The organism is Vibrio sp. L5-1, assembly GCF_021728315.1.
GTDB lineage: Bacteria > Pseudomonadota > Gammaproteobacteria > Enterobacterales > Vibrionaceae > Vibrio > Vibrio splendidus_K.
In genome coordinates, this window is record NZ_JAKKCQ010000002.1 from 851419 (window position 1) to 873151 (window position 21733).

Consider the following 21733-nt stretch of genomic DNA (forward strand, 5'->3'; position numbering starts at 1 on the left):
GATTTATTTTCGATCCATTTAGAAACGCAGCCTCAAAACACGACATCGCCCTCAGTGATTTCAAGTGGAGACTCATAATGAGCCAACCCGAAAAAAATACACCGGAATCAGTCGACGACACTCGACTCAATAAACGCCTTAAAGATATGCCAGTTGCTATCGTTGGTATGGCAAGCATGTTTGCGAACTCCCGTTACTTAAATAAGTTCTGGGATTTAATCAGTGAAAAGATCGATGCAATTACCGAAGTACCAGATACGCACTGGCGTCCAGAAGATTACTACGATGCAGATCGTACTACGCCAGACAAGTCTTATTGTAAGCGCGGTGGTTTCATCCCTGAAGTGGACTTCAACCCAATGGAGTTCGGCCTTCCGCCAAATATCCTAGAACTGACTGATACATCACAGCTGCTTTCTCTGATCGTTGCAAAAGAAGTGCTTGAAGATGCCAAGCTGCCTGAAGGCTACGATCGCGATAAGATCGGTATTACGCTCGGTGTTGGTGGTGGTCAAAAGATCGCTCAAAGCCTAAATGCTCGTCTGCAATACCCTGTTTTGAAAAAAGTATTCAAGAGCAGTGGCATCAACGACGAAGACAGCGAAATGCTGATCAAAAAATTCCAAGACCAATACATCCACTGGGAAGAGAACTCATTCCCTGGTTCATTGGGTAACGTAATTTCAGGTCGTATTGCTAACCGCTTTGACCTTGGTGGTATCAACTGTGTGGTAGACGCTGCTTGTGCAGGTTCTCTAGCCGCAATGCGCATGGCTCTAAGTGAGCTGGTTGAAGGCCGCAGTGAAATGATGATCACAGGTGGTGTGTGTACTGATAACTCACCAACCATGTACATGAGCTTCTCTAAAACACCTGCGTTTACTACCAATGAAACGATTCAACCTTTCGACATCGACTCAAAAGGCATGATGATTGGTGAAGGCATCGGCATGGTTGCTCTTAAGCGTCTTGAAGATGCAGAGCGCGATGGCGACAGAATCTATTCAGTAATCAAAGGTGTGGGTTCTTCTTCAGACGGCAAGTTCAAAAGTATTTATGCGCCTCGCCCTGAAGGACAAGCTAAAGCTCTGAAACGTGCTTACGATGATGCTGGTTTCGCACCGCACACACTTGGCCTTTTAGAAGCGCACGGTACAGGTACTGCAGCGGGTGATGTGGCTGAATTTGGTGGCTTAAACTCGGTATTCAGTGAGAACAACGAAGAGAAGCAACACATTGCGTTAGGCTCTGTGAAATCTCAAATTGGTCACACAAAATCAACCGCGGGTACTGCAGGTTTAATCAAAGCTGCTTTAGCACTACACCACAAAGTACTGCCGCCAACGATTAACGTATCGGCTCCGAATCCTAAGCTAGATATCGAGAACTCACCGTTCTACTTAAACACACAAACGCGTCCTTGGATGCAACGTGTCGACGGCACACCGCGCCGTGCAGGTATCAGCTCATTCGGTTTTGGTGGCACTAACTTCCACGTTGTATTGGAAGAGTACACGCCAGAACACGCTCGCGGTGATAAATACCGTCAGCGCCAAGTACCACAAACTCTGTTATTCAGCGCGGAATCTCGTCAAGCTCTGATCAATGAACTTAAACAGGTTTCAACTCAAGCTACAGACGCTGCGTTCAAATTAGAAACGCTTGCTGAGCAACACGCTCTACGCGAAGTTGACGCTAAACATGCTCGTATTGGTTTAGTCGTGACTGACCAAGCAGACCTTCAAGCGCAACTGACTCGAGCGGTTTCTATGCTTGAGAGCCAAACCAAAACACATTGGCAGATGCCAAACGGCACTAGCTACCGCGAGTCAGCACTGATTGCTGAAAACGGTGCGGGTAAAGTGGCAGCGCTATTTGCAGGCCAAGGTTCGCAATACCTCAACATGGGACGCGAGCTTGCTTGTCACTACCCAGAGATGCGCCAACAGCTTGCTCAAGCGGATCAAGTATTTGGTCAACACAAGAAAACGGCTCTGTCGCAAATTCTGTTCCCAATCCCAACCTTCACACCAGAAGCAACCAAAGCTCAAGAAGTGGTGTTAACCAACACGGCCAACGCGCAAAGTGCGATTGGTACTGTGTCTATGGGTCAGTTCGACATCATGACTCAAGCAGGCTTCAAAGCAGACATGGTCGCAGGCCACAGCTTTGGTGAGCTAAGTGCACTATGTGCATCGGGTGTTATCTCGCAAGACGATTACTACCAACTAGCTTTCGCTCGTGGCGATGCAATGGCAGCAACACCTGAACAAGGCGACAGCGGTACTATGTTTGCGGTCATCTTAGACGCAGACAAGCTTCCAGCCGTTGAAAGCTGCATCAGCCAATTCGAAGGCGTGAGCATTGCCAACTACAACGCTCCGACTCAACTGGTTATTGCAGGTCCAACTGCGACGGTTCAACAAGCAGCACAAGCGCTAACTGATCAAGGCTTCAAAGCGATTGCTCTGCCAGTGTCTGGTGCTTTCCACACACCGCTTGTTGCTCACGCTCAAAAACCATTTGCTGCTGCAATTGATAAAGCTTCATTCAGCGCTCCAACGCTGCCGCTTTACTCAAACGCAACGGGCAAACTGCACAGCAAAGACGCGAAAGCGATTAAGAAAGCATTCAAACAGCACATGCTGCAATCGGTTCGTTTCAGCGAGCAAATTGAAGCGATGTATGAAGCCGGTGCGCGCGTATTCGTTGAGTTCGGTCCGAAGAACATTCTTCAAAAGCTGGTTGAGAAAACATTGGCTGACAAGAACGAAGAGCTTTACGCAATCAGCATCAACCCAAGCCCTAAAGGCGACAGTGACCAACAGCTTCGCTTAGCTGCGGTTCAACTGTGTGTGGCAGGTGTTTCATTAGACAACATTGACCCTTACCAAGCTGACATTGCTGAACCTGCAAAGGCATCACCAATGAACATCAAGCTGAATGCAACCAACTACATCAGCCCTGCTACTCGTAAGAAAATGGATCAATCATTAGCTTCGGGCAACGTCACCGAAAAGACTGAGATTGTTGAAGTGAAAGTTGAAGTCGAGAAAATCGTGGAAAAAGAAGTGATTAAAACAGAAATCGTTGAAGTACCTGTGGCTGCTCCTCAAGCTTCAAATGTACAACAATCAGTTGCAGCACCAAGTGTACAAGTAGCAACTCAGCAGCCTCAAGTGGCGCAACCTGCACCAGCGACTATTCAGCCTGCAGCTCAAGTAACGGTTGATGAATCTTCACTGCAATCGTTCTTCAATGCTCAACAACAAGCAGCAGAAGTACATCAGCAGTTCCTTACAATTCCTCAGCAATACGGTGACACGTTCAACACCCTAATGTCTGAGCAAGCGAAAATGGCAACGGCAGGCGTAGCAATTCCTGAGAACCTACAGCGTTCTATGGAGATGTTCCACCAGCACCAAGCTGAAACGCTAAAAGCGCACGCTCATTACCTAGAGATGCAAGCGCACAGCAACAACTCAGCACTTAATATGCTGACGCAAGGTTCAGTACAAACGGCACAACCCACCTTCGTTGCGTCTGTAAATGCTCAGCCAGCGATTCAAGCTCCAGCTACTCCAACTACTCCAACTACTTCAGCAGCTATCGTTCAACAGCCTGTAGTTCAAGTGCAAGCGACTCCTGTACAAGCTCAGTCTGTTCAAGCAGCACCAGTTCAAAATACAACAGCTCAGCAAGCTCCAGTCCAGAAAGCCGTGCCTGCACCACAAGTAGCCGCTCAAGCAGCAGCACCGGTTGCAGCTCAACCTGTGCCAGTTAAAGCACAACCGGCTCCTGTGGCTGCACCAGTAGCAGTACAATCAGCAGATGCTGAAAAAGTGATGCTAGAAGTGGTCGCTGAGAAAACGGGTTACCCAACGGAAATGCTTGATCTAGAAATGGACATGGAAGCAGACCTTGGTATCGACTCAATCAAACGCGTAGAGATTCTTGGTACCGTTCAAGACGAAATGCCAAACCTACCTGAGCTGAACCCTGAAGATTTAGCTGAGTGTCGTACTCTTGGCGAAATCGTTACTTACATGAACAGCAAGATGCCTGCATCTGCGCCTGTTGCTGCACAGCCAAGCGCAACCGCTCCTGTTCAAGCAGCTAACGGTCTTGATGCAAAAGTCGTTCAACAAACCATGCTAGAAGTGGTTGCTGAGAAGACAGGTTACCCAACGGAAATGCTTGATCTAGAAATGGATATGGAAGCAGACCTTGGTATCGATTCAATCAAGCGTGTTGAGATTCTTGGTACGGTTCAAGATGAACTGCCTACTCTTCCAGAGCTAAACCCTGAAGACTTAGCTGAGTGTCGCACTCTTGGCGAAATCGTTAACTACATGAACAGCAAGCTTCCAGCGTCTGCACCAGTTGCAGCACAAACTGAAGTAGTTGCTCCGGTAACATCTAACAACGGACTAGATGCCGCTGTCGTTCAGAAAACCATGTTAGAAGTAGTCGCAGAGAAGACGGGCTACCCGACTGAAATGCTAGATCTAGCAATGGACATGGAAGCTGACCTTGGTATCGATTCAATCAAACGTGTTGAAATTCTAGGTACGGTTCAAGACGAGCTACCGACTCTTCCAGAGCTCAACCCTGAAGATCTCGCAGAGTGTCGTACTCTAGGTGAAATCGTTGCTTACATGAATACTAAAAGCATGAACAGTAAGCTTCCAGCTTCTGCTCCTGCAGCAGCTCAAGCATCTGCACCAGCGCAAGCAGTATCAAACGGTTTAAACGCAGAGCAAGTTCAAAGCACAATGTTGAGCGTAGTGGCTGATAAAACGGGCTACCCAACAGAAATGCTCGACCTAGCAATGGATATGGAAGCAGACCTTGGCATCGACTCAATCAAACGAGTTGAGATCCTTGGTACGGTTCAAGACCAACTACCAACCTTGCCAGAGCTAAATCCTGAAGACCTAGCTGAGTGTCGTACTCTTGGCGAAATCGTTGACTACATGAACAGCAAGCTAGGCGCTAATGAGGCTCCTAACGCAGCACCTGTTTCAGATGCAGTTGCAGAAAGCACGAGCAACGACCTAAACCCAGCTCATGTTCAATCAACAATGATGGAAGTGGTTGCCGATAAAACAGGCTACCCAGCAGAAATGCTCGACCTAGCGATGGACATGGAAGCAGACCTTGGCATCGACTCAATCAAACGTGTTGAGATCCTGGGTACGGTTCAAGACCAGCTACCAACACTGCCAGAGCTAAACCCTGAAGACTTAGCTGAGTGTCGTACGCTTGGTGAAATCGTTACTTACATGCAAAGCAAGCTATCCGCAGCAGCACCCGTAGCGACTCCTAAAGCTGAATCAGTAACGCCTATCGCAGAAACAGCGACAGCGGAACTTCCTCCACACAATGAGGTGGCGCTAAAAAAGCTACCAGCGGCAGATAAACTCGTCGATTGTTTCTCAAAAGACGCTTGTGTCGTGATCACAGATGATGGTCACAACGCCGGTGTTCTAGCAGAAAAGTTGACCGCTAACGGCATTCAAGTTGCTGTAGTGCGTAGTGCTCTTTCTGCCGCGTCACCTTTAAACAGTGAAATCGCAAGCTACACACTCAACAGCGTCGATGATGCGGGTGTGACTGCAGTTATTAACGACATCGAAGCAGACCTTAAAACGTCGAACAAAGTGATTGCTGGCTTCATTCATTTACAAGCTATCGTTGATGCGAAACAAAGCAACGAGCAAGCGGTTAACTTGAATGCAGACTCAAGAGTTTCACTAACCACAGCGTTCTTATTCGCGAAGCACCTAAATGGTCAGCTGAATACCGTTTCTGGTCGCAGCGTGTTTTTCACACTAAGCCGTATCGATGGTGGCTTTGGTTACCTAGATACTAAGCAATTAGCGAACGCAGAACTTAACCAAGCGGCGCTGTCTGGTCTAACTAAGACACTGAGCCATGAATGGTCAAACGTATTCTGCCGTGCATTGGATGCTGACGCTTCTATTGATGCTCGTCACCTAGCTGAAGCTATCACAGGTGAACTATTCGATATCGATACCAACACGGTTGAAATCGGCCTTAGCCATGCGGAAAACGGCGAATCTGGTCGTGCAACATTGATTGCGGCAACACCAGGTGCTGCACAAACCAAAAACGCAGGCGCTCAACTCTCCAAGAGCGACAAAGTTCTCGTAACTGGCGGTGCTAAAGGCGTGACGTTTGAATGTGCACTGACGCTTGCTAAGCAATGTAAGTCTCACTTCATTCTTGCAGGTCGTAGTAAGCATATTACTTCAGCTGAGCTACCTCAGTGGGCACAAGGCAAGCAAGAGAAAGAGCTAAAACCAGCGGCTATCGCTCACCTACAAGCAACAGGTGACAAACCAACGCCGAAGAAAGTAGATACCTTGCTAAAACCGGTATTGAGCAGCCTTGAAATCAACGCAGCACTTGCCGCTTTCAACGAGATTGGCGCGAGCGCTGAATACCTAAGTCTAGATGTGTCGAACCATGAGTCAGTAGCGAAAACACTGGCGAATTTCGACAGCATCACGGGGCTTATCCATGGCGCAGGCGTGCTAGCGGACAAACACATTCAAGACAAAACGCTTGATGAGCTAAACATGGTTTACGGCACGAAAGTGGGCGGACTAGAAGCGGTTCTTAGTGGTCTTGATAGCAGCAAGCTAAAACTGATTGCGATGTTCTCTTCGGCGGCGGGTTTCTATGGAAACACTGGCCAAAGTGATTACTCGATGTCTAACGAGATCCTAAACAAAGCGGCTCTACAACTATCTGCTCGTAACTCTCAAGCGAAAGTGATGAGCTTCAATTGGGGACCGTGGGACGGTGGCATGGTCAACGCAGCACTGAAACGTATGTTCACAGAACGTGGTGTGTACGTAATTCCTCTTCAAGCAGGTGCAGAGCTGTTTAGCTCTCAACTACTGAACGAAACTGGCATTCAATTGCTGGTTGGTACGAGCATGCAAGGTTCTGACAACAAGGAAGCTGCTGTAAAAAAGCTTAATGCGGAGTCTGTGCATCTTGCAAAGAGTCCGCTGAATACAAGCATCACTGTGACACGTCATCTTGATCCAAAGGCATTGCCTTTCATTCAAGATCACTGCATTGCTGGTAACCCAGTGTTACCGACAGTGTGTGCCATCCAATGGATGCGTGAAGTGGCAGAGCAACTGTTAGGGGTGAACGTTAGCGTTCACAACTACAAACTGCTTAAGGGTGTGATTTTTGATACTGATGAAGTGCAAGAACTGAATCTGGTTCTTTCTTCTGATGCTAAATCAAAAGATCAGCTAAAAGCGGTGATCAGTTGCCAAGGGCGACCACAGTATCAAGCTCAGTTGCAAGTTGCCTCTGTGCAAGTGTCTGAAGATGTTCAACAAGCGTCAGTAAAACGCTTTGAGGCCAACACTTCAGCACCTGTAACAACGGCACAAGCTCTATACAGTGACGGTACTCTGTTTCATGGACCAAGATTGCAAGGTATTACCTCAGTCGAACGCTTTGACGACTTAGGCTTATTGGCTCAATGCCAATTGCCTCTGATTGAAAACAGCGACTGCGGATCATTTATTCCTAAGCAAGGCTTTGGTGATAGCCAGCCATTTGCTGAAGATTATCTGTTGCAAGCAATGCTGGTATGGGCTCGATTGAAATACGGCGCGGCAAGCCTACCGTCTGCAATCGGTGAGTTTATTTGTTACGCACCGATGCACAATGGTGGCCAAGGTTGGCTAGAGCTGAGCGTGATAAAAAGCACGGCTCGTTCGCTGCAAGCTGATATCTCGCTTTACCACCAAGATGGTCGTTTAAGCGCAGTAATGAAAGGTGCCAAAGTCACCATCAGCAAGAGCTTAAATGACGCATTTTCGCCAAAATCTAGCTCAGTAGTATCGAAGAAAGAGGCGACTAAGAACCCAGAAAAGGAGCAATTGTCATAGTGACTGTTCCTACTAATAAAGCGATGCCATTGCGCATCGCTCTTTTAGCTCAGCCAGCAAACACGGCTGAGCTTTCTGCCGACTTATTCCCCTCGTTCCCAGACATGATAACTGTTGTGGTTGATGGCAATTTTAATCAAGCACTTACTCAAGCGATTAAGGCAGTCAATCAAGGCAGTATGGTTAAGCTTTGTTTGGATTCTCACTCACCATCATTGTTGATGTTGAGTGCGCTGACCGCTGCTCAGAATAAGATTCACCCGCACGCGAATTTAGCGGGTTTTGTCGAAGCTCTCGATCTAGATAATGGAGATAGCGTTCAGCTTGCTCTGGATATGTCACGCCGTCCCATTTCAGACTTAAATCATCAACAGCAATACTCAGCCCTATCTGCTTCGCAGCAGTTTGATGAATTGTTGAATATGGTTAATGCGATATCGAGCCGTTCATTGCCAAACCATTCTTTACCGGGCCATTATTGGTTCACTGAGCCGAACAAAGCGCGTATTGCTGCGTTAACTTTCAGTGACGATAGCCACAAAGCCACCAGCCTGATATTGACTCAAGCGACCGGTTTGCAAGAACCAAAACCTTTGCTATCGAGCGAGCGTTTGATGTTTGTGGTTTCTGGCAATCACCAAGCTGAATTAGTTTCTAAGCTAGCCTCACTAAGAGTAGAGCTTAAATGCGTTAACGAATCGGCGGACAGCGAACTTGCTATCGCCACCTTGATGTATTCAAACCTAAGCCTCTTTCAAAGCGTTAAACACAATGTTGACCTTGGCGCGAACATCGTGATTCAGGCAGCTTCGATTGATGCTGCATTGCAAGAAATCACAGCGCTAGAAAATGCGTTGCCAAAAGTAATGGCTGACAATAGCCAATACAAAACGCCTGCGGGCAGTTGTTTCTCACCGATGCCTCAGAGCAAAGGTGGCGTTGCATTTGTTTACCCTGGTGTTGGCACAGTTTATCCCGGTATGTTGCGTGAATTTCATCACCATTTTCCACAGTTATTCGCTCGTTTAGAACGTGAAGGTAACTTGAAAGAGATGCTGCAGGCTGAAAAAACCTACGCTGAAGACTCGCAAGAAATGTCGCTTAGTGAATTGGCTATTGCAGGTGTAGGCAGTAGTTATCTGTTAACACAACTGCTATCTAATGAATTCAAAGTGCAGCCAGATTTCGCTTTGGGTTACTCCAAGGGTGAGGCATCCATGTGGGCCAGCTTAAATGTTTGGAAAAACCCGCATGCGCTGATTGAGATGACTCAAACTAGCCCTATTTTCACCACGGCTATTTCTGGCGAACTCACCGCCGTGCGTCAAGATTGGCAGCTGAGCAGCGACGAAAGCATCCAATGGAATAGCTTTGTGGTTCGCAGTGATGCACAAGCGATTGAGGTTCTGTTACCAGAGTTCCCACGCGCTTATCTCGCTATCATCCAAGGTGACACTTGCGTACTGGCCGGTTGTGAAAGCACTTGTCGCGCTCTGCTCAAAAAGCTTGGAAAACGTGGCATTGCCGCTAACCGCGTGACTGCCATGCACACTACACCAGCACTAAGCCAGCATAGCCAAGTACGTGAGTTTTACACTCAACCACTGTTCGACAAGTTGCCAAAGCATATCCGCTTTATCAGCGCAGCAGGTCTACCGACTGGCGCACCAATCAATATCGACAGCGATAGCATCGCCCTTTCGATTGCCGACACTTTCTGTTCGACGCTGGATTTCACCGCGTTGATCCAGAGTGCTCGTCAGCAAGGTGCGCGTCTGTTCGTTGAAGTGGGTGCCGATCGTCAAACCAGCACATTGATCGACAAGATCAATCGTAGCGACGACGTAGCCGACCAGTACTGCACAATCGCTTCCAATGCCAAAGGCGGTGACGATGTTGTCACGCTCATCAAATGCATTGGTCAGCTCATTACTCATCAAATCCCATTGTCTGTCGAGCCTCTTATCCAAGGGCTAAAACAACAGATCACCACTAAGCAATTACGTGGTGTGTCTCAAGGCAGTGCAGTGAATCATCAAGGAGAGCTAGTATGAGTTCTCAATCGAAGTCATCTCAATATCAAGCTCAGGCTCAGGCTCAGGCTCAAGCTAAGAATAAGCAGCAAGTGAAGTGCAATAAGATCGCGATTGTCGGTATTGCTAACCAATACCCAGAAGCTGATACGCCAAAAGACTTTTGGCAAAACTTGCTGAATAAAAAAGATTCTCGAACCACATTAAGCGCTGAAAAGTTAGGTGCTAAACCTGAAAGCTATCAGGGCGTTCAAGGTGAGTCAGACCGCTTTTACTGTGACAAAGGCGGCTACATCGAAAACTTCAATTTCGATAGCAATGGCTACCGCTTAGCAGCAGAATCGTTCAACGGTGTTGACCAGAGTTTCCTATGGGCTTTGGATACCAGTCGTAAGGCGTTAGTCGACGCAGGCATTAATTTAGATGCCGATGTTTTAGAGCGCACAGGCGTGATCATGGGTGCCCTTTCCTTCCCAACCACACGTTCAAACGACCTGTTTCTGCCGATGTATCACTCGGTGGTCGAGAAAGCACTTAAAGATAAATTGGCTAATGACCAGTTTTCACTGCTACCAACCAATGAAACCGCTCAAGACCTCAACCCGATCAACGGTGCAGCTGCACATAACGCCTCTAAGTTAGTGGCGGATGCATTGGGTCTAGGCAACGTGCAACTTAGCCTTGATGCCGCATGCGCAAGTTCAGTGTATTCATTGAAGTTAGCGTGTGATTACTTGAACACAGGCAAAGCCGACATGATGTTGGCAGGCGCGGTATCCGGTGCTGACCCATTCTTCATCAACATGGGTTTCTCCATCTTCCACGCTTACCCAGACCACGGTGTGTCGGTTCCGTTTGATAGCAACAGTAAAGGTTTGTTTGCTGGCGAAGGTGCTGGTGTTTTAGTCCTAAAACGCTTAGCTGATGCAGAGCGTGATGGCGATAATATTTACGCAGTTGTCAGCGGTATTGGCTTGTCGAACGATGGCCGTGGCCAGTTCGTATTAAGCCCAAATAGCAAGGGACAAGTCCAAGCCTTTGAACGCGCTTACGAGGCTTCAAACCTAACACCAGACAGCATTGAAGTGATTGAATGTCACGCAACCGGCACACCATTAGGTGACAAGGTTGAGTTAACCTCAATGGAGCGTTTCTTTGCTGACAAATTGAATGGTTCTAACCCGCCATTGATTGGCTCTGCGAAGTCAAACCTCGGTCACTTACTGACTGCGGCAGGTATGCCAGGGATCATGAAGATGATCTTTGCGATGAAAGAAGGCGTGCTTCCTCCAAGTATTAATTTGGACAAGCCTCTATCATCGTCTGAAGGTTTATTTGGATCACAGACTCTGCCAACGCAGGTTCAACCTTGGCCAAGTAAAGCAGGTAACCAAGAGCGCTGTGCGGGTGTTTCTGTATTTGGTTTCGGAGGTTGTAACGCACACTTACTACTTGAAGCGTATTCAGATAAGAGTCATATAAACCAAACTCTAGAGTCAGCGTCTCCAAGCCTACAGCCGTCTAATTTAAGCATTACTGGCCTCGCGTCTCACTTCGGTTCTCTGCAAAGTATCAACGCGCTAAGCACTGCCATTGAAACCAACAACGATGCTTTCATTGCTTTGCCTAAGAAACGCTGGAAAGGCTTAGACCAACATCCAGAACTACTGAATCAGTTTGGTTTACACGGCATTCCAAATGGAGCCTACATCGATCAATTCGATCTCGATTTCCTGCGCTTCAAAGTGCCGCCAAATGAAGATGACCGTTTGATCTCTCAGCAGTTGCTACTGATGAAAGTTGCAGACGAAGCCATCAAAGATGCCAAGCTTGTTGCTGGCCAAAAGGTTGCGGTTTTAGTCGCGATGGAAACTGAGCTTGAGATGCACCAATTCCGTGGACGCGTAAACCTGCATAGCCAATTGGCTGACAGCTTTGCCAACATGGGTATCGAACTAACTCAAGACGAATACCAAGCGCTAGAAACCATCGCGATGGACAGTGTGATGGACGCAGCAAAGCTGAACCAATACACCAGTTTCATCGGCAATATCATGGCTTCGCGTATCTCTTCATTGTGGGACTTTAACGGCCCTGCCTTTACGATCTCAGCCGCTGAACAGTCAGTTGCTCGTTGTATCGATGTCGCGCAAAACCTAATGTCGCAAGAATCAATGGACGCAGTCGTGATTGCAGCCGTTGACCTAAGCGGCAGTGCAGAGCATGTGATTCTGAAGAACAGCGTGAGCCCAGTGTCACTTGCTCCAAAATTCGGACAACCGCAAGACGGCAGTTGGAATGTGGGTGAAGGCGCAGGTGCAATTGTTCTTGTTGAAGAAAACCGAGTAGCGAGCAACCAAGACACGGCTTACGGCAGTATCAACGCATTGGCCTTTGGCTCAAGCGAGCGTAACAACGCCGTTGTTGATGAGTTACTGACTCAAGTAGGTATGAGCTCGAACGATGTTTCTCTGCTTGAGCTTAACCATGCACCAGAGACTTCATCACACGAGCTTGTACCTCTCAACTTAGGGGTTACCAAGACGACTCAAGCGAGTCAACGTGTTGGTCATTGCTCCGCTGCTTCTGGCATGGCGAGCCTGCTACACGGTCTGCTCAATCTGAACCTTGAGTCTCTGAATCCAAATATCAGCTCTAAGAGTGCGATTGTTGCCAACATCAGCGAAGGACAATGTTCACAGCTGCTACTAAGCCAATCGAGTGTTGAATCTCAATCACTTTCCGTTCGTTTAAGCAATGAACTGGCGAGCGATGCTAAACGTCAATTGGTTAAGCAAGTGACTCTTGGTGGTCGCGATATCTATCAACATATTGCCCAAACCCCAGTGACTAACTTAGCAACGATTCAACAGAAAGCTTCTGGTAAACAAGCAGCAAGAGTGGCGTCGGTTCCAACGACAGCAAGCATTCAAGCAGCTCTTGTGCAAAAAGAGTTAGAGAAGAAAGCACTAACGCAGAACGCGGTAGAGCCAGTAATCGAAACTCCTACATCAGTATCCCCTACTCTGGCGCCAACGCGCCACAGTCAGCTAACAGGTAACCACAGCAATATGACTCATGTCCTATCCGCTAAAAATGGCGTATCGAATATCGACGCTAATACGGATGCAGCATCACAGCCGTCTGTAACACCACACAACCAAGCTTTTGCTCAAAACCAGCAAGCAGCGCAGCAGGTACACAAAGCATTCTTGCACACTCGTGCCCAAGGCATGCAAATGGCTGATGCACTATTAAAAGCGCAGCTAAACGCAGTTACATCTGGTTTAGATAGCTCAACCGAAACACCAGCTCAGCCTGTTCAAGCTCAACCAGCTCAGGTTCAGTCAACGCCAGTCAACGTACTTGCGACACCAGCACCAGTGAAACCGATCCGTAAACCATGTATCTGGGATTACGATGCTCTGGTTGAATACGCGGAAGGTGATATTGCGAATGTATTTGGCCCTGACTACGCGATCATCGATAGCTACTCGCGCCGCGTTCGTTTACCAACCACTGACTACCTATTGGTATCTCGTGTGACTAAGCTCAACGCGACAGTCAACGAGTACAAGCCAAGCACCATGACCACAGAATACGACATCCCAGTTGATGCGCCGTATCTTGTTGATGGTCAGATCCCTTGGGCTGTTGCAGTTGAATCTGGTCAGTGTGATCTAATGCTGATCAGCTACCTAGGCATTGATTTCGAAAACAAAGGCGAGCGTGTTTATCGCCTGCTTGATTGTACGCTGACTTTCCTTGGCGACTTGCCTCGTGGTGGCGATACGCTGCGTTACGATATCTCAATCAACAACTTTGCTCGCAATGGCGACACGCTGCTGTTCTTCTTCTCGTACGAATGTTTCGTTGGCGACAAGATGATCCTCAAAATGGATAACGGCTGTGCGGGCTTCTTCACGGACGAAGAGCTAGCAGATGGCAAAGGTGTGATTCACACTGAAGATGAAATCAAGGCTCGTAAGCTTGTAACTAAGCAACGCTTCGACCCTATGTTGCACTGCCCTAAAACCCAGTTTAACCACCAAGAACTGCGTCATCTACTGACTGCCAACATTGCAGAATGTTTTGGCCCGACTCACCAATCTAATCGCCACCAGCCTTCTTTGTGCTTCAGCTCAGAGAAGTTCATGATGATCGAAAAGGTTAGCCGTGTTGAACCGCAAGGCGGCACATGGGGACTTGGTCTGATTGAAGGTCATAAGCAGCTAGAGCCTGACCACTGGTACTTCCCTTGTCACTTCAAAGATGACTCGGTAATGGCAGGATCTTTGATGGCAGAAGGTTGTGGTCAACTGCTTCAATTCTTCATGATGCATCTTGGCATGCACACGCTTGTTCAAAATGGTCGTTTCCAACCGCTTGAAAATGCCCCTCAACAAGTGCGTTGTCGTGGTCAAGTTCTACCACAATCGGCAGAACTGACTTACCGCATGGAAGTAACTGAGATTGGTCTAAGCCCTCGCCCATACGCGAAAGCTAACATCGATATTTTGCTGAACGGCAAAGTGATTGTTGATTTCCAAAACTTGGGTGTGATGATCAAAGAAGACGACGAATGTACTCGTTACCTGCCTTCTTTAGAGACAGCTGTCGCGACCCCTGTTATCGAAAACTTGGGCCATACACCAGCAGTGAACCAACAAGCTTCAGCAAATGCGCCATTGATGGCACAAATTGAAGACCTAGAAACAGCACCAAACAAAGGCGTGATTCCTCTTCAACACGTTGAAGCGCCGGTGACGCCTGACTACCCGAACCGTACACCAGACACAGTTCCATTCACGCCTTATCACATGTTCGAGTTCGCAACTGGCGATATCGAGAAATGTTTCGGTCCTGATTTCTCTATTTACCGTGGCATGATCCCACCACGTACTCCGTGTGGCGACTTGCAGCTAACGACACGTGTGGTTGAGATTGAAGGTAAACGTGGTGAATTCAAGAAACCATCTTCATGTATCGCAGAATACGAAGTGCCAGAAAACGCATGGTACTTTGATGAAAACAGCCACCAAACCTTGATGCCTTACTCGGTATTAATGGAGATATCACTGCAGCCAAACGGCTTTATCTCTGGCTACATGGGCACAACACTGGGCTTCCCGGGTGAAGAGTTATTTTTCCGTAACCTAGACGGCAGCGGCAAAATGCTACGCAATGTCGATTTACGTGGCAAAACCATCACCAACGATTCTCGTCTGCTTTCAACGGTAATGATGGGTACCAACATCGTACAGAGCTTCAGCTTTGAGCTAAGCACTGACGGTGTGCCTTTCTACCAAGGTACGGCAGTATTTGGTTATTTCAAAGGCGCGGCACTGAAAGACCAATTAGGTTTGGACAACGGTAAAGTGACTCACGCATGGCACGTTGATAACAATCGCACGCCAGACGTAAACATCAACTTGCTAGACAAAACGAGTCGTTACTTTAATGCACCTGTTTCTGCTACTGGTGAAGTGCAAGAGCACTACCAACTGGCTGGCGGTCGTTTGAACTTTATCGATACTGTGCAGATCACTAGCGATGGTGGTAAAGACGGTCTAGGTTACCTATACGCTGAGCGTACGATTGACCCAAGTGATTGGTTCTTCCAGTTCCACTTCCATCAAGACCCAGTAATGCCAGGTTCTCTAGGTGTCGAAGCGATCATCGAGTTAATGCAAACCTACGCACTAAACAAAGATCTTGGCGCTGGCTTCCGTAATCCTAAGTTTGGTCAAATCCAATCTGAAGTGAAATGGAAATACCGTGGTCAGATTAACCCTCTGAACAAACAGATGTCACTGGATGTACACATCACTGCGATTAAAGACGAAGACGGCAAACTCATCATCGTTGGCGACGCAAACCTGAGCAAAGATGGTCTGCGTATTTACGAAGTGAAAGACATCGCGATTTGTATCGAAGAAGCCCCTGCGAACGATAAAGCATAAGCCGCCTTTAGTGACAGAGACAGAGAACTAGGAAAGAATTAATTATGACAACTCAAACTACAATCAATAACGAAAAGCTATCTCCGTGGCCTTGGCAGATCGAAGAGAGCGCAACTCGCTTTGATAACGCGGCAATGTCAACAATTTTGAAAGATTTAAGCCTTGCTTGTTACGTCGTGAACCACCCAGAAAAAGGCTTAGGCGTAAGCCAACAAGCTGAGATTGCATCGGGCGATTCAGCAAGCTCAGCGAACAGCCAACCTGTTAGCGCCTTTGCTCCTGCTCTTGGTACACAAAGCCTAGGCGACGAAGATTTTCGTCGCTGCCACGGCGTAAAATACGCTTACTATGCAGGTGCAATGGCAAACGGCATTTCATCTGAAGAGTTAGTGATTGCGCTTGGTCAAGCTGGCATTCTTTGTTCATTTGGCGCGGCGGGCTTAATCCCGTCTCGCGTTGAGCAAGCGATCAACCGTATTCAAGCAGCACTACCAAACGGTCCTTACGCGTTTAACCTGATTCACAGCCCAAGTGAACCTGCACTAGAGCGCGGCAGTGTAGAGCTGTTTTTGAAGCACCAAGTAAAAACGGTTGAGGCTTCAGCATTCTTAGGTTTAACACCGCAAATCGTTCACTACCGTGCAGCAGGCCTTAGTCGCGATGCACAAGGTGAGATTCAGATTGGCAACAAGGTTATTGCTAAGGTAAGCCGTACTGAAGTCGCGAGTAAATTCATGCAGCCTGCTCCTGCAAAAATGCTGCAAGCTTTGGTTGATGAAGGCCGAATCACAGTAGAACAGATGGAGCTAGCACAGCTGGTTCCTATGGCGGATGACATTACTGCAGAGGCCGATTCTGGTGGTCACACCGATAATCGTCCTCTGGTTACCCTACTGCCAACGATTCTTGCGTTGAAAGAACAAATTCAAGCACAGTACCAATTCAAAACGCCACTGCGTGTTGGCTGTGGTGGTGGCGTAGGTACGCCTGACGCTGCTCTAGCGACGTTTAACATGGGCGCTGCTTACATTGTTACCGGTTCAATCAACCAAGCGTGTGTCGAGGCTGGCGCGAGCGAACACACACGTAAGCTGCTTTCGACAACCGAAATGGCTGACGTGACTATGGCTCCGGCGGCAGACATGTTCGAAATGGGCGTGAAACTGCAAGTGGTTAAACGCGGCACTTTATTCCCAATGCGTGCAAACAAACTGTATGAGCTATACACACGTTACGACTCGATTGAAGCGATTCCAGTAGAAGAGCGTCTGAAACTTGAGAAGCAGGTATTCCGTTCAACACTGGATGACATTTGGGCAGGTACTGTGGCGCACTTTAACGAGCGCGACCCTAAACAGATCGAACGTGCTGAAGGCAACCCAAAGCGTAAGATGGCGTTGATCTTCCGTTGGTACTTAGGGCTTTCTAGCCGCTGGTCAAACACAGGTGAACAAGGTCGTGAAATGGATTACCAAGTATGGGCAGGCCCTGCACTTGGCGCATTCAACGCATGGGCAAAAGACAGCTACCTAGATGATTACCAACAGCGTAATGCGGTCGACCTTGCTAAGCACTTGATGCACGGTGCGGCTTACTTAGCACGTGTTAACCTGCTGACCTCACAGGGCATTAAGCTTGATCCTGAACTCGCACGCTGGAAGCCAACTCAAAGAATGGCTTAAGTGACTCATGACTTAGCTAAACTTAAATTAGCTAGGCTCAACGAATAAAAAAAGCGACCACTTAGGTCGCTTTTTCTTTAGGTGTTCTTATCTAAATTTGATAGACGATTAAGAGTTTTGCATACGCTTTTTCAGTCGCGCTAAATCAATGGCGCTTGAACGAACCGTTAATTTGATGTGTTCGTAGTCGTACTCTTCTTTAACCACACTCATGTTTGAGCGAATCTCACCGATGATGCCTTGTCCAGAATAAGGGATAGTGATCTCTTCTTCGATCATGCCTTCTTCAGCAACACCAACGATGTACTTGTGCAGCTTCGTAATATCTAGCGGATCACGAGTCGACGTTAGCATCGCATCTGGGAATTCTTCGATCAGCTCTAATTGCTGTTCTTCAGTCAATCTATCGCACTTATTAAGCACTAATAGTTTTTCGCTACCTTCAACGCCCACTTGTGCTAATACGTCGTGTACCACATCAAGTTGTGCGCGGAACGAAACGTCAGAAGCATCAACCACATACAAAAGCAGTGAAGCATCATGCGCTTCTGCTAGCGTTGAGTGGAATGAAGCAACCAGATCGTGTGGCAGTTTCTTGATGAAACCAACGGTGTCTGAAACCAAAATACGTGGCTGAGTAATCGGCTGAAGTGCACGAACCGTAGTATCTAGCGTTGCGAACAGTTTATCTTCACCCACCACTTCGGTTGCGGTCATTGCACGCATCATCGAAGACTTACCGGCATTGGTGTAGCCAACTAAAGCAACAGTGAAAAGCTCCGCGCGCCTTGTGCGTCTGGTCTTCATTTCATCTTGTACGCTTACTAGCTCACGCTTAAGCGCAGCAATTTGGTCACGTACGTTACGACGGTCTAGCTCTAGTGAAGTTTCACCTGCGCCCTGACCCATTTGACGCTCTTTATCACCCTCAGCCGTTTCACGCAGTCGTGGAACTAAATAGTTTAGACGAGCGATATCAACTTGCAGACGGGCAGTACGAGTACGAGCGTGACGACTAAAGATTTCGATGATGATGCCAGTACGGTCAAATACTTCCACACCCAAACTCGCCTCAACAGTACGCATTTGAGATGGACTTAAATCACAGTCGAATACCACAACATCAGCGGCACCGTATTGGAAATTGCCCGTTGGAAGATCATCAAAATCTAGCTCATCGATTTCAGAACTAAAATCAAACGACTCATCAATAAAATCTTCATCTTCAGCTTCTTCAATAGAGCCTTGGTAACCAGTTAGATGTGCAATTTCGGCAAGCTTACCTGCACCCAACACATTCTGTCGTTGAGATGAACTATGGTGTTGCGATTGCGTACCAACGACTTTAAACCCTAGGGTTGACACTAAGCGAGCAAGTTCGGCAAGAGACTCTTTTGCTTCGTCACCTTTAAAATCCGGTGTCGTAATAGAAATAAGTAAAGCGTTATTCGCCGCTGGTTTTGCTGTTAGTTTCATGTTTTTTTCTGTCTATGCACCAAAGTGCTACCTAGTATTTGATCTAAAGTTGAGTCGATCCTACGCGTTTCTACGTCAGCTTTATATAGCCACATCACACTAAATATCAGCTTTGATGATAATTAACTGTCTACTCGATGATTATTCACAATAAAAAGCGCCCCATCAGGTCGCTTTTTATTGCCTACAACGGCATTTTTTTACCCATTGAGCTATCATTACTGTTAAACGAATTAATTGCTCACTGCGATAAGGTCCGGATCTCCATCAGGATCATTATTCACAACCCCATCTAAAGAGAATGAGCCACCGGTTACTAACAGTACTCCGCAAAAATGAGGAGCTGCCATCGAGGTACCATTGTAAGAAACCGTTCCTCCTCCCGCTTTAGTCGATAGTACATCGACTCCCGGTTGAGCGTAATCTACATCAGAACCATAATTGGAAAAGTAAGCGAAGCTATCGTTAATTTCTCCAAATGCTGAGATAGTAAATATGTTTGTACCGTTAGTGCTAGCTGGCGTAAAACCACTTGCATCCTGGCCTGAATTACCCGCTGCGATTGAGAAAAATATCCCTTGGGCAGCAGCTGTTTTAATAGCGCTATCTAAGGCAGAGGAAGATCCAGCTCCTCCCAAGCTCATATTGGCACAGTCACCAGAGCCGCCATAGCGTGCAACATGATCAACACCCGCAATCACGCCCGACATTGAGCCACTACCACTATTATCTAAAACTCGTACTGGAATTACCTGCACACCGGGGGCAACGCCAACGACATCAAAACCATCATCATAGGCACCAATCGTTCCTGCTACATGCGTGCCGTGACCATTACCATCATTCGTATTGTTTTTCTTACCGCGAGTGAAGTTTGCCCCTCGAGATTTGTTTACGTTCAAATCGGGATGGTTGCTGTCAATACCCGAATCAATGACCCAAGCAACGACTGAGGCGTTACTCATATCACTTGTCCCACCGTTGACTCTGGTTACACCCCAAGGGATCTGTTGCGGATCTCGCTCAACACTATCTCCACCTCCGCCTCGATTAGGTTTACCCCCTCGCGGCAAAGCATGCATGACGATATCAGGCTCAATGTAATCAATCTCAGGGAACCTATTTTTAAGACCTTTGAGTGCTTGTTCTGGGAACTTGACTGAAAATCCTTTCAGGGCATGGCTATATTGATGACCGACTACACCGCGCCCATTGGCAACTTCACGTGCAATATCATTCGCTCGTGACACCGACGTACTATCTTTCAAAACGACAATATAACTGTCTCTCAAATCATGATTAACAACAGCAGATACAGGAGAGGAAAGAAGAGCAAGTGACATTGCTCCTGCAAGTAATTGGACTCTCATTGCAGACATCCTTTTTATAAAAATTAATCTCCCATCAAGCATAGACTCTACTGAGTTTTTTATCATTAATATGAATTTGTCTATTCTGACACAAAAACACCCCATCAAAAGATGAGGTGTTCAAAGAAATATAACCCGTTATAAAACTTAGAAATCGATTCTCGCTTCGGTTTGAGCATCGAAGAATACGGCCTTTGATAAGTCAAAATGCAGCGGTGCCATTTGCCCAACGGACACTTCAAATTCTGGCGATAAACGACACGCGACTTCTTGGTCGTTCACTTTAACCATCGCAATAGTATCTGGCCCTGTCGGTTCCAATACCTCTAGTTGTAAGTCTAGCTTTGTAGAGGCAGAAACATCATCACCCTGCTGCTCGGTAATGTGCTCAGGACGTAGCCCTATCACCAACTCTTTGCCATCTTGGTCACGCATACTCTGTGGCAATCGGATGTGGTGTTCTTGTTCGGCAGTACCCACCACTTTGATGATCGGGTTTTGCTCATCATCAAGATCCACCATGGTCTTAATGAAATTCATAGAAGGTGAACCCATAAAGCCCGCCACAAACATATTGTTTGGCTTGGTGTAGATCTCTTGAGGTGTACCTAACTGCTGCAGTTCACCGTCTTTCATTACTGCGATGCGATCCGCCAGAGTCATTGCTTCGATCTGATCATGAGTTACATAAACAATCGTGGTGTTGAGCTTCTGATGCAGGCGTTTAATCTGATGACGCATCTCAACACGCAGCTTGGCATCCAAGTTAGAAAGCGGCTCATCAAATAGATACAGCTTAGGACGACGAGCCAAAGCACGGCCCATCGCGACACGTTGACGCTGGCCACCAGAAAGTTGCGACGGTTTACGATCAAGCAGCTGTTCGATTTGCAGCATTTCTGCCACTCGATTAACTTCGGCATCAATCTCTTGTCGAGGCATCTTGCGGATCTTCAAACCGAAAGCGATATTGCCGCGCACCGTCATGTTTGGGTAAAGCGCGTACGACTGGAATACCATCGCAATATCGCGATCTTTAGGTTCAACCTGCGCCACGTCTACACCATCAATTACAATCTCACCCGAGCTAATATTTTCAAGCCCAGCGATGGTGTTCATTAGTGTGGATTTCCCACACCCCGAAGGGCCGACAAGTATCAAAAATTCCCCCGAATCGATACTGATGTCGATGCCCTTTAACGTTTCGTTGTCCGCGTTGCGATAGGTTTTACGGATCTGTTTTAAATCTAATGTTGCCATGGG

General features: G+C 47.4%; 7 protein-coding genes. 4 read left to right on the forward strand and 3 right to left on the reverse strand.

What is annotated here, in order from left to right; all coding sequences use genetic code 11:
• Positions 1-77: 77 nt before the first annotated feature.
• From L3V35_RS10670 to pfaD, 4 genes are read left to right on the forward strand one after another with little or no spacing between them, the layout of a single operon-like run.
• On the forward strand, positions 78-7946 hold the full coding sequence (locus L3V35_RS10670) for a type I polyketide synthase (RefSeq protein WP_237299629.1): 7869 nt from the start codon (positions 78-80) through the stop codon (positions 7944-7946).
• Positions 7946-10000, forward strand: coding sequence for a PfaB family protein (locus tag L3V35_RS10675; RefSeq protein WP_237299632.1), 2055 nt, complete (start codon positions 7946-7948; stop codon positions 9998-10000). Before L3V35_RS10670 ends, L3V35_RS10675 begins: the two co-directional genes overlap by 1 nt.
• The gene (locus tag L3V35_RS10680) at positions 9997-15942 is read left to right on the forward strand and encodes a beta-ketoacyl synthase N-terminal-like domain-containing protein (RefSeq protein WP_237299634.1); all 5946 of its coding nucleotides are present in this window, start codon (positions 9997-9999) and stop codon (positions 15940-15942) included. Before L3V35_RS10675 ends, L3V35_RS10680 begins: the two co-directional genes overlap by 4 nt.
• Positions 15943-15986: 44 nt before the next feature.
• Positions 15987-17624, forward strand: a complete 1638-nt coding sequence (gene pfaD, locus L3V35_RS10685) for an eicosapentaenoate synthase subunit PfaD (RefSeq protein WP_237299636.1) — start codon at positions 15987-15989, stop codon at positions 17622-17624.
• A gap of 108 nt (positions 17625-17732) precedes the next feature.
• On the opposite strand, the gene hflX is transcribed toward pfaD, so the two are convergent.
• From hflX to ugpC, 3 genes are all read right to left on the reverse strand, one after another.
• Positions 17733-19100, reverse strand: coding sequence for a GTPase HflX (gene hflX, locus L3V35_RS10690; protein ID WP_054548182.1), 1368 nt, complete (start codon positions 19098-19100; stop codon positions 17733-17735).
• Positions 19101-19333: 233 nt separating this feature from the next.
• The gene (locus tag L3V35_RS10695) at positions 19334-20479 is read right to left on the reverse strand and encodes a S8 family serine peptidase (protein WP_017092592.1); all 1146 of its coding nucleotides are present in this window, start codon (positions 20477-20479) and stop codon (positions 19334-19336) included.
• Between the two features lie 138 nt (positions 20480-20617).
• Complete coding sequence (ugpC, locus tag L3V35_RS10700) at positions 20618-21730, reverse strand: sn-glycerol-3-phosphate ABC transporter ATP-binding protein UgpC (RefSeq protein ID WP_237299637.1); 1113 nt, start codon at positions 21728-21730, stop codon at positions 20618-20620.
• Between the last annotated feature and the right edge of the window lie 3 nt (positions 21731-21733).

Bases quoted from the DNA above. Each gene is read 5' to 3' on its own strand.
- L3V35_RS10670 (WP_237299629.1), top strand. From the start codon at position 78: ATGAGCCAACCCGAAAAAAATACACCGGAATCAGTCGACGACACTCGA.
- L3V35_RS10680 (WP_237299634.1), top strand. From the start codon at position 9,997: ATGAGTTCTCAATCGAAGTCATCTCAATATCAAGCTCAGGCTCAGGCT.
- pfaD (WP_237299636.1), top strand. From the start codon at position 15,987: ATGACAACTCAAACTACAATCAATAACGAAAAGCTATCTCCGTGGCCT.
- hflX (WP_054548182.1), bottom strand. From the start codon at position 19,100: ATGAAACTAACAGCAAAACCAGCGGCGAATAACGCTTTACTTATTTCT.
- L3V35_RS10695 (WP_017092592.1), bottom strand. From the start codon at position 20,479: ATGTCTGCAATGAGAGTCCAATTACTTGCAGGAGCAATGTCACTTGCT.
- ugpC (WP_237299637.1), bottom strand. From the start codon at position 21,730: ATGGCAACATTAGATTTAAAACAGATCCGTAAAACCTATCGCAACGCG.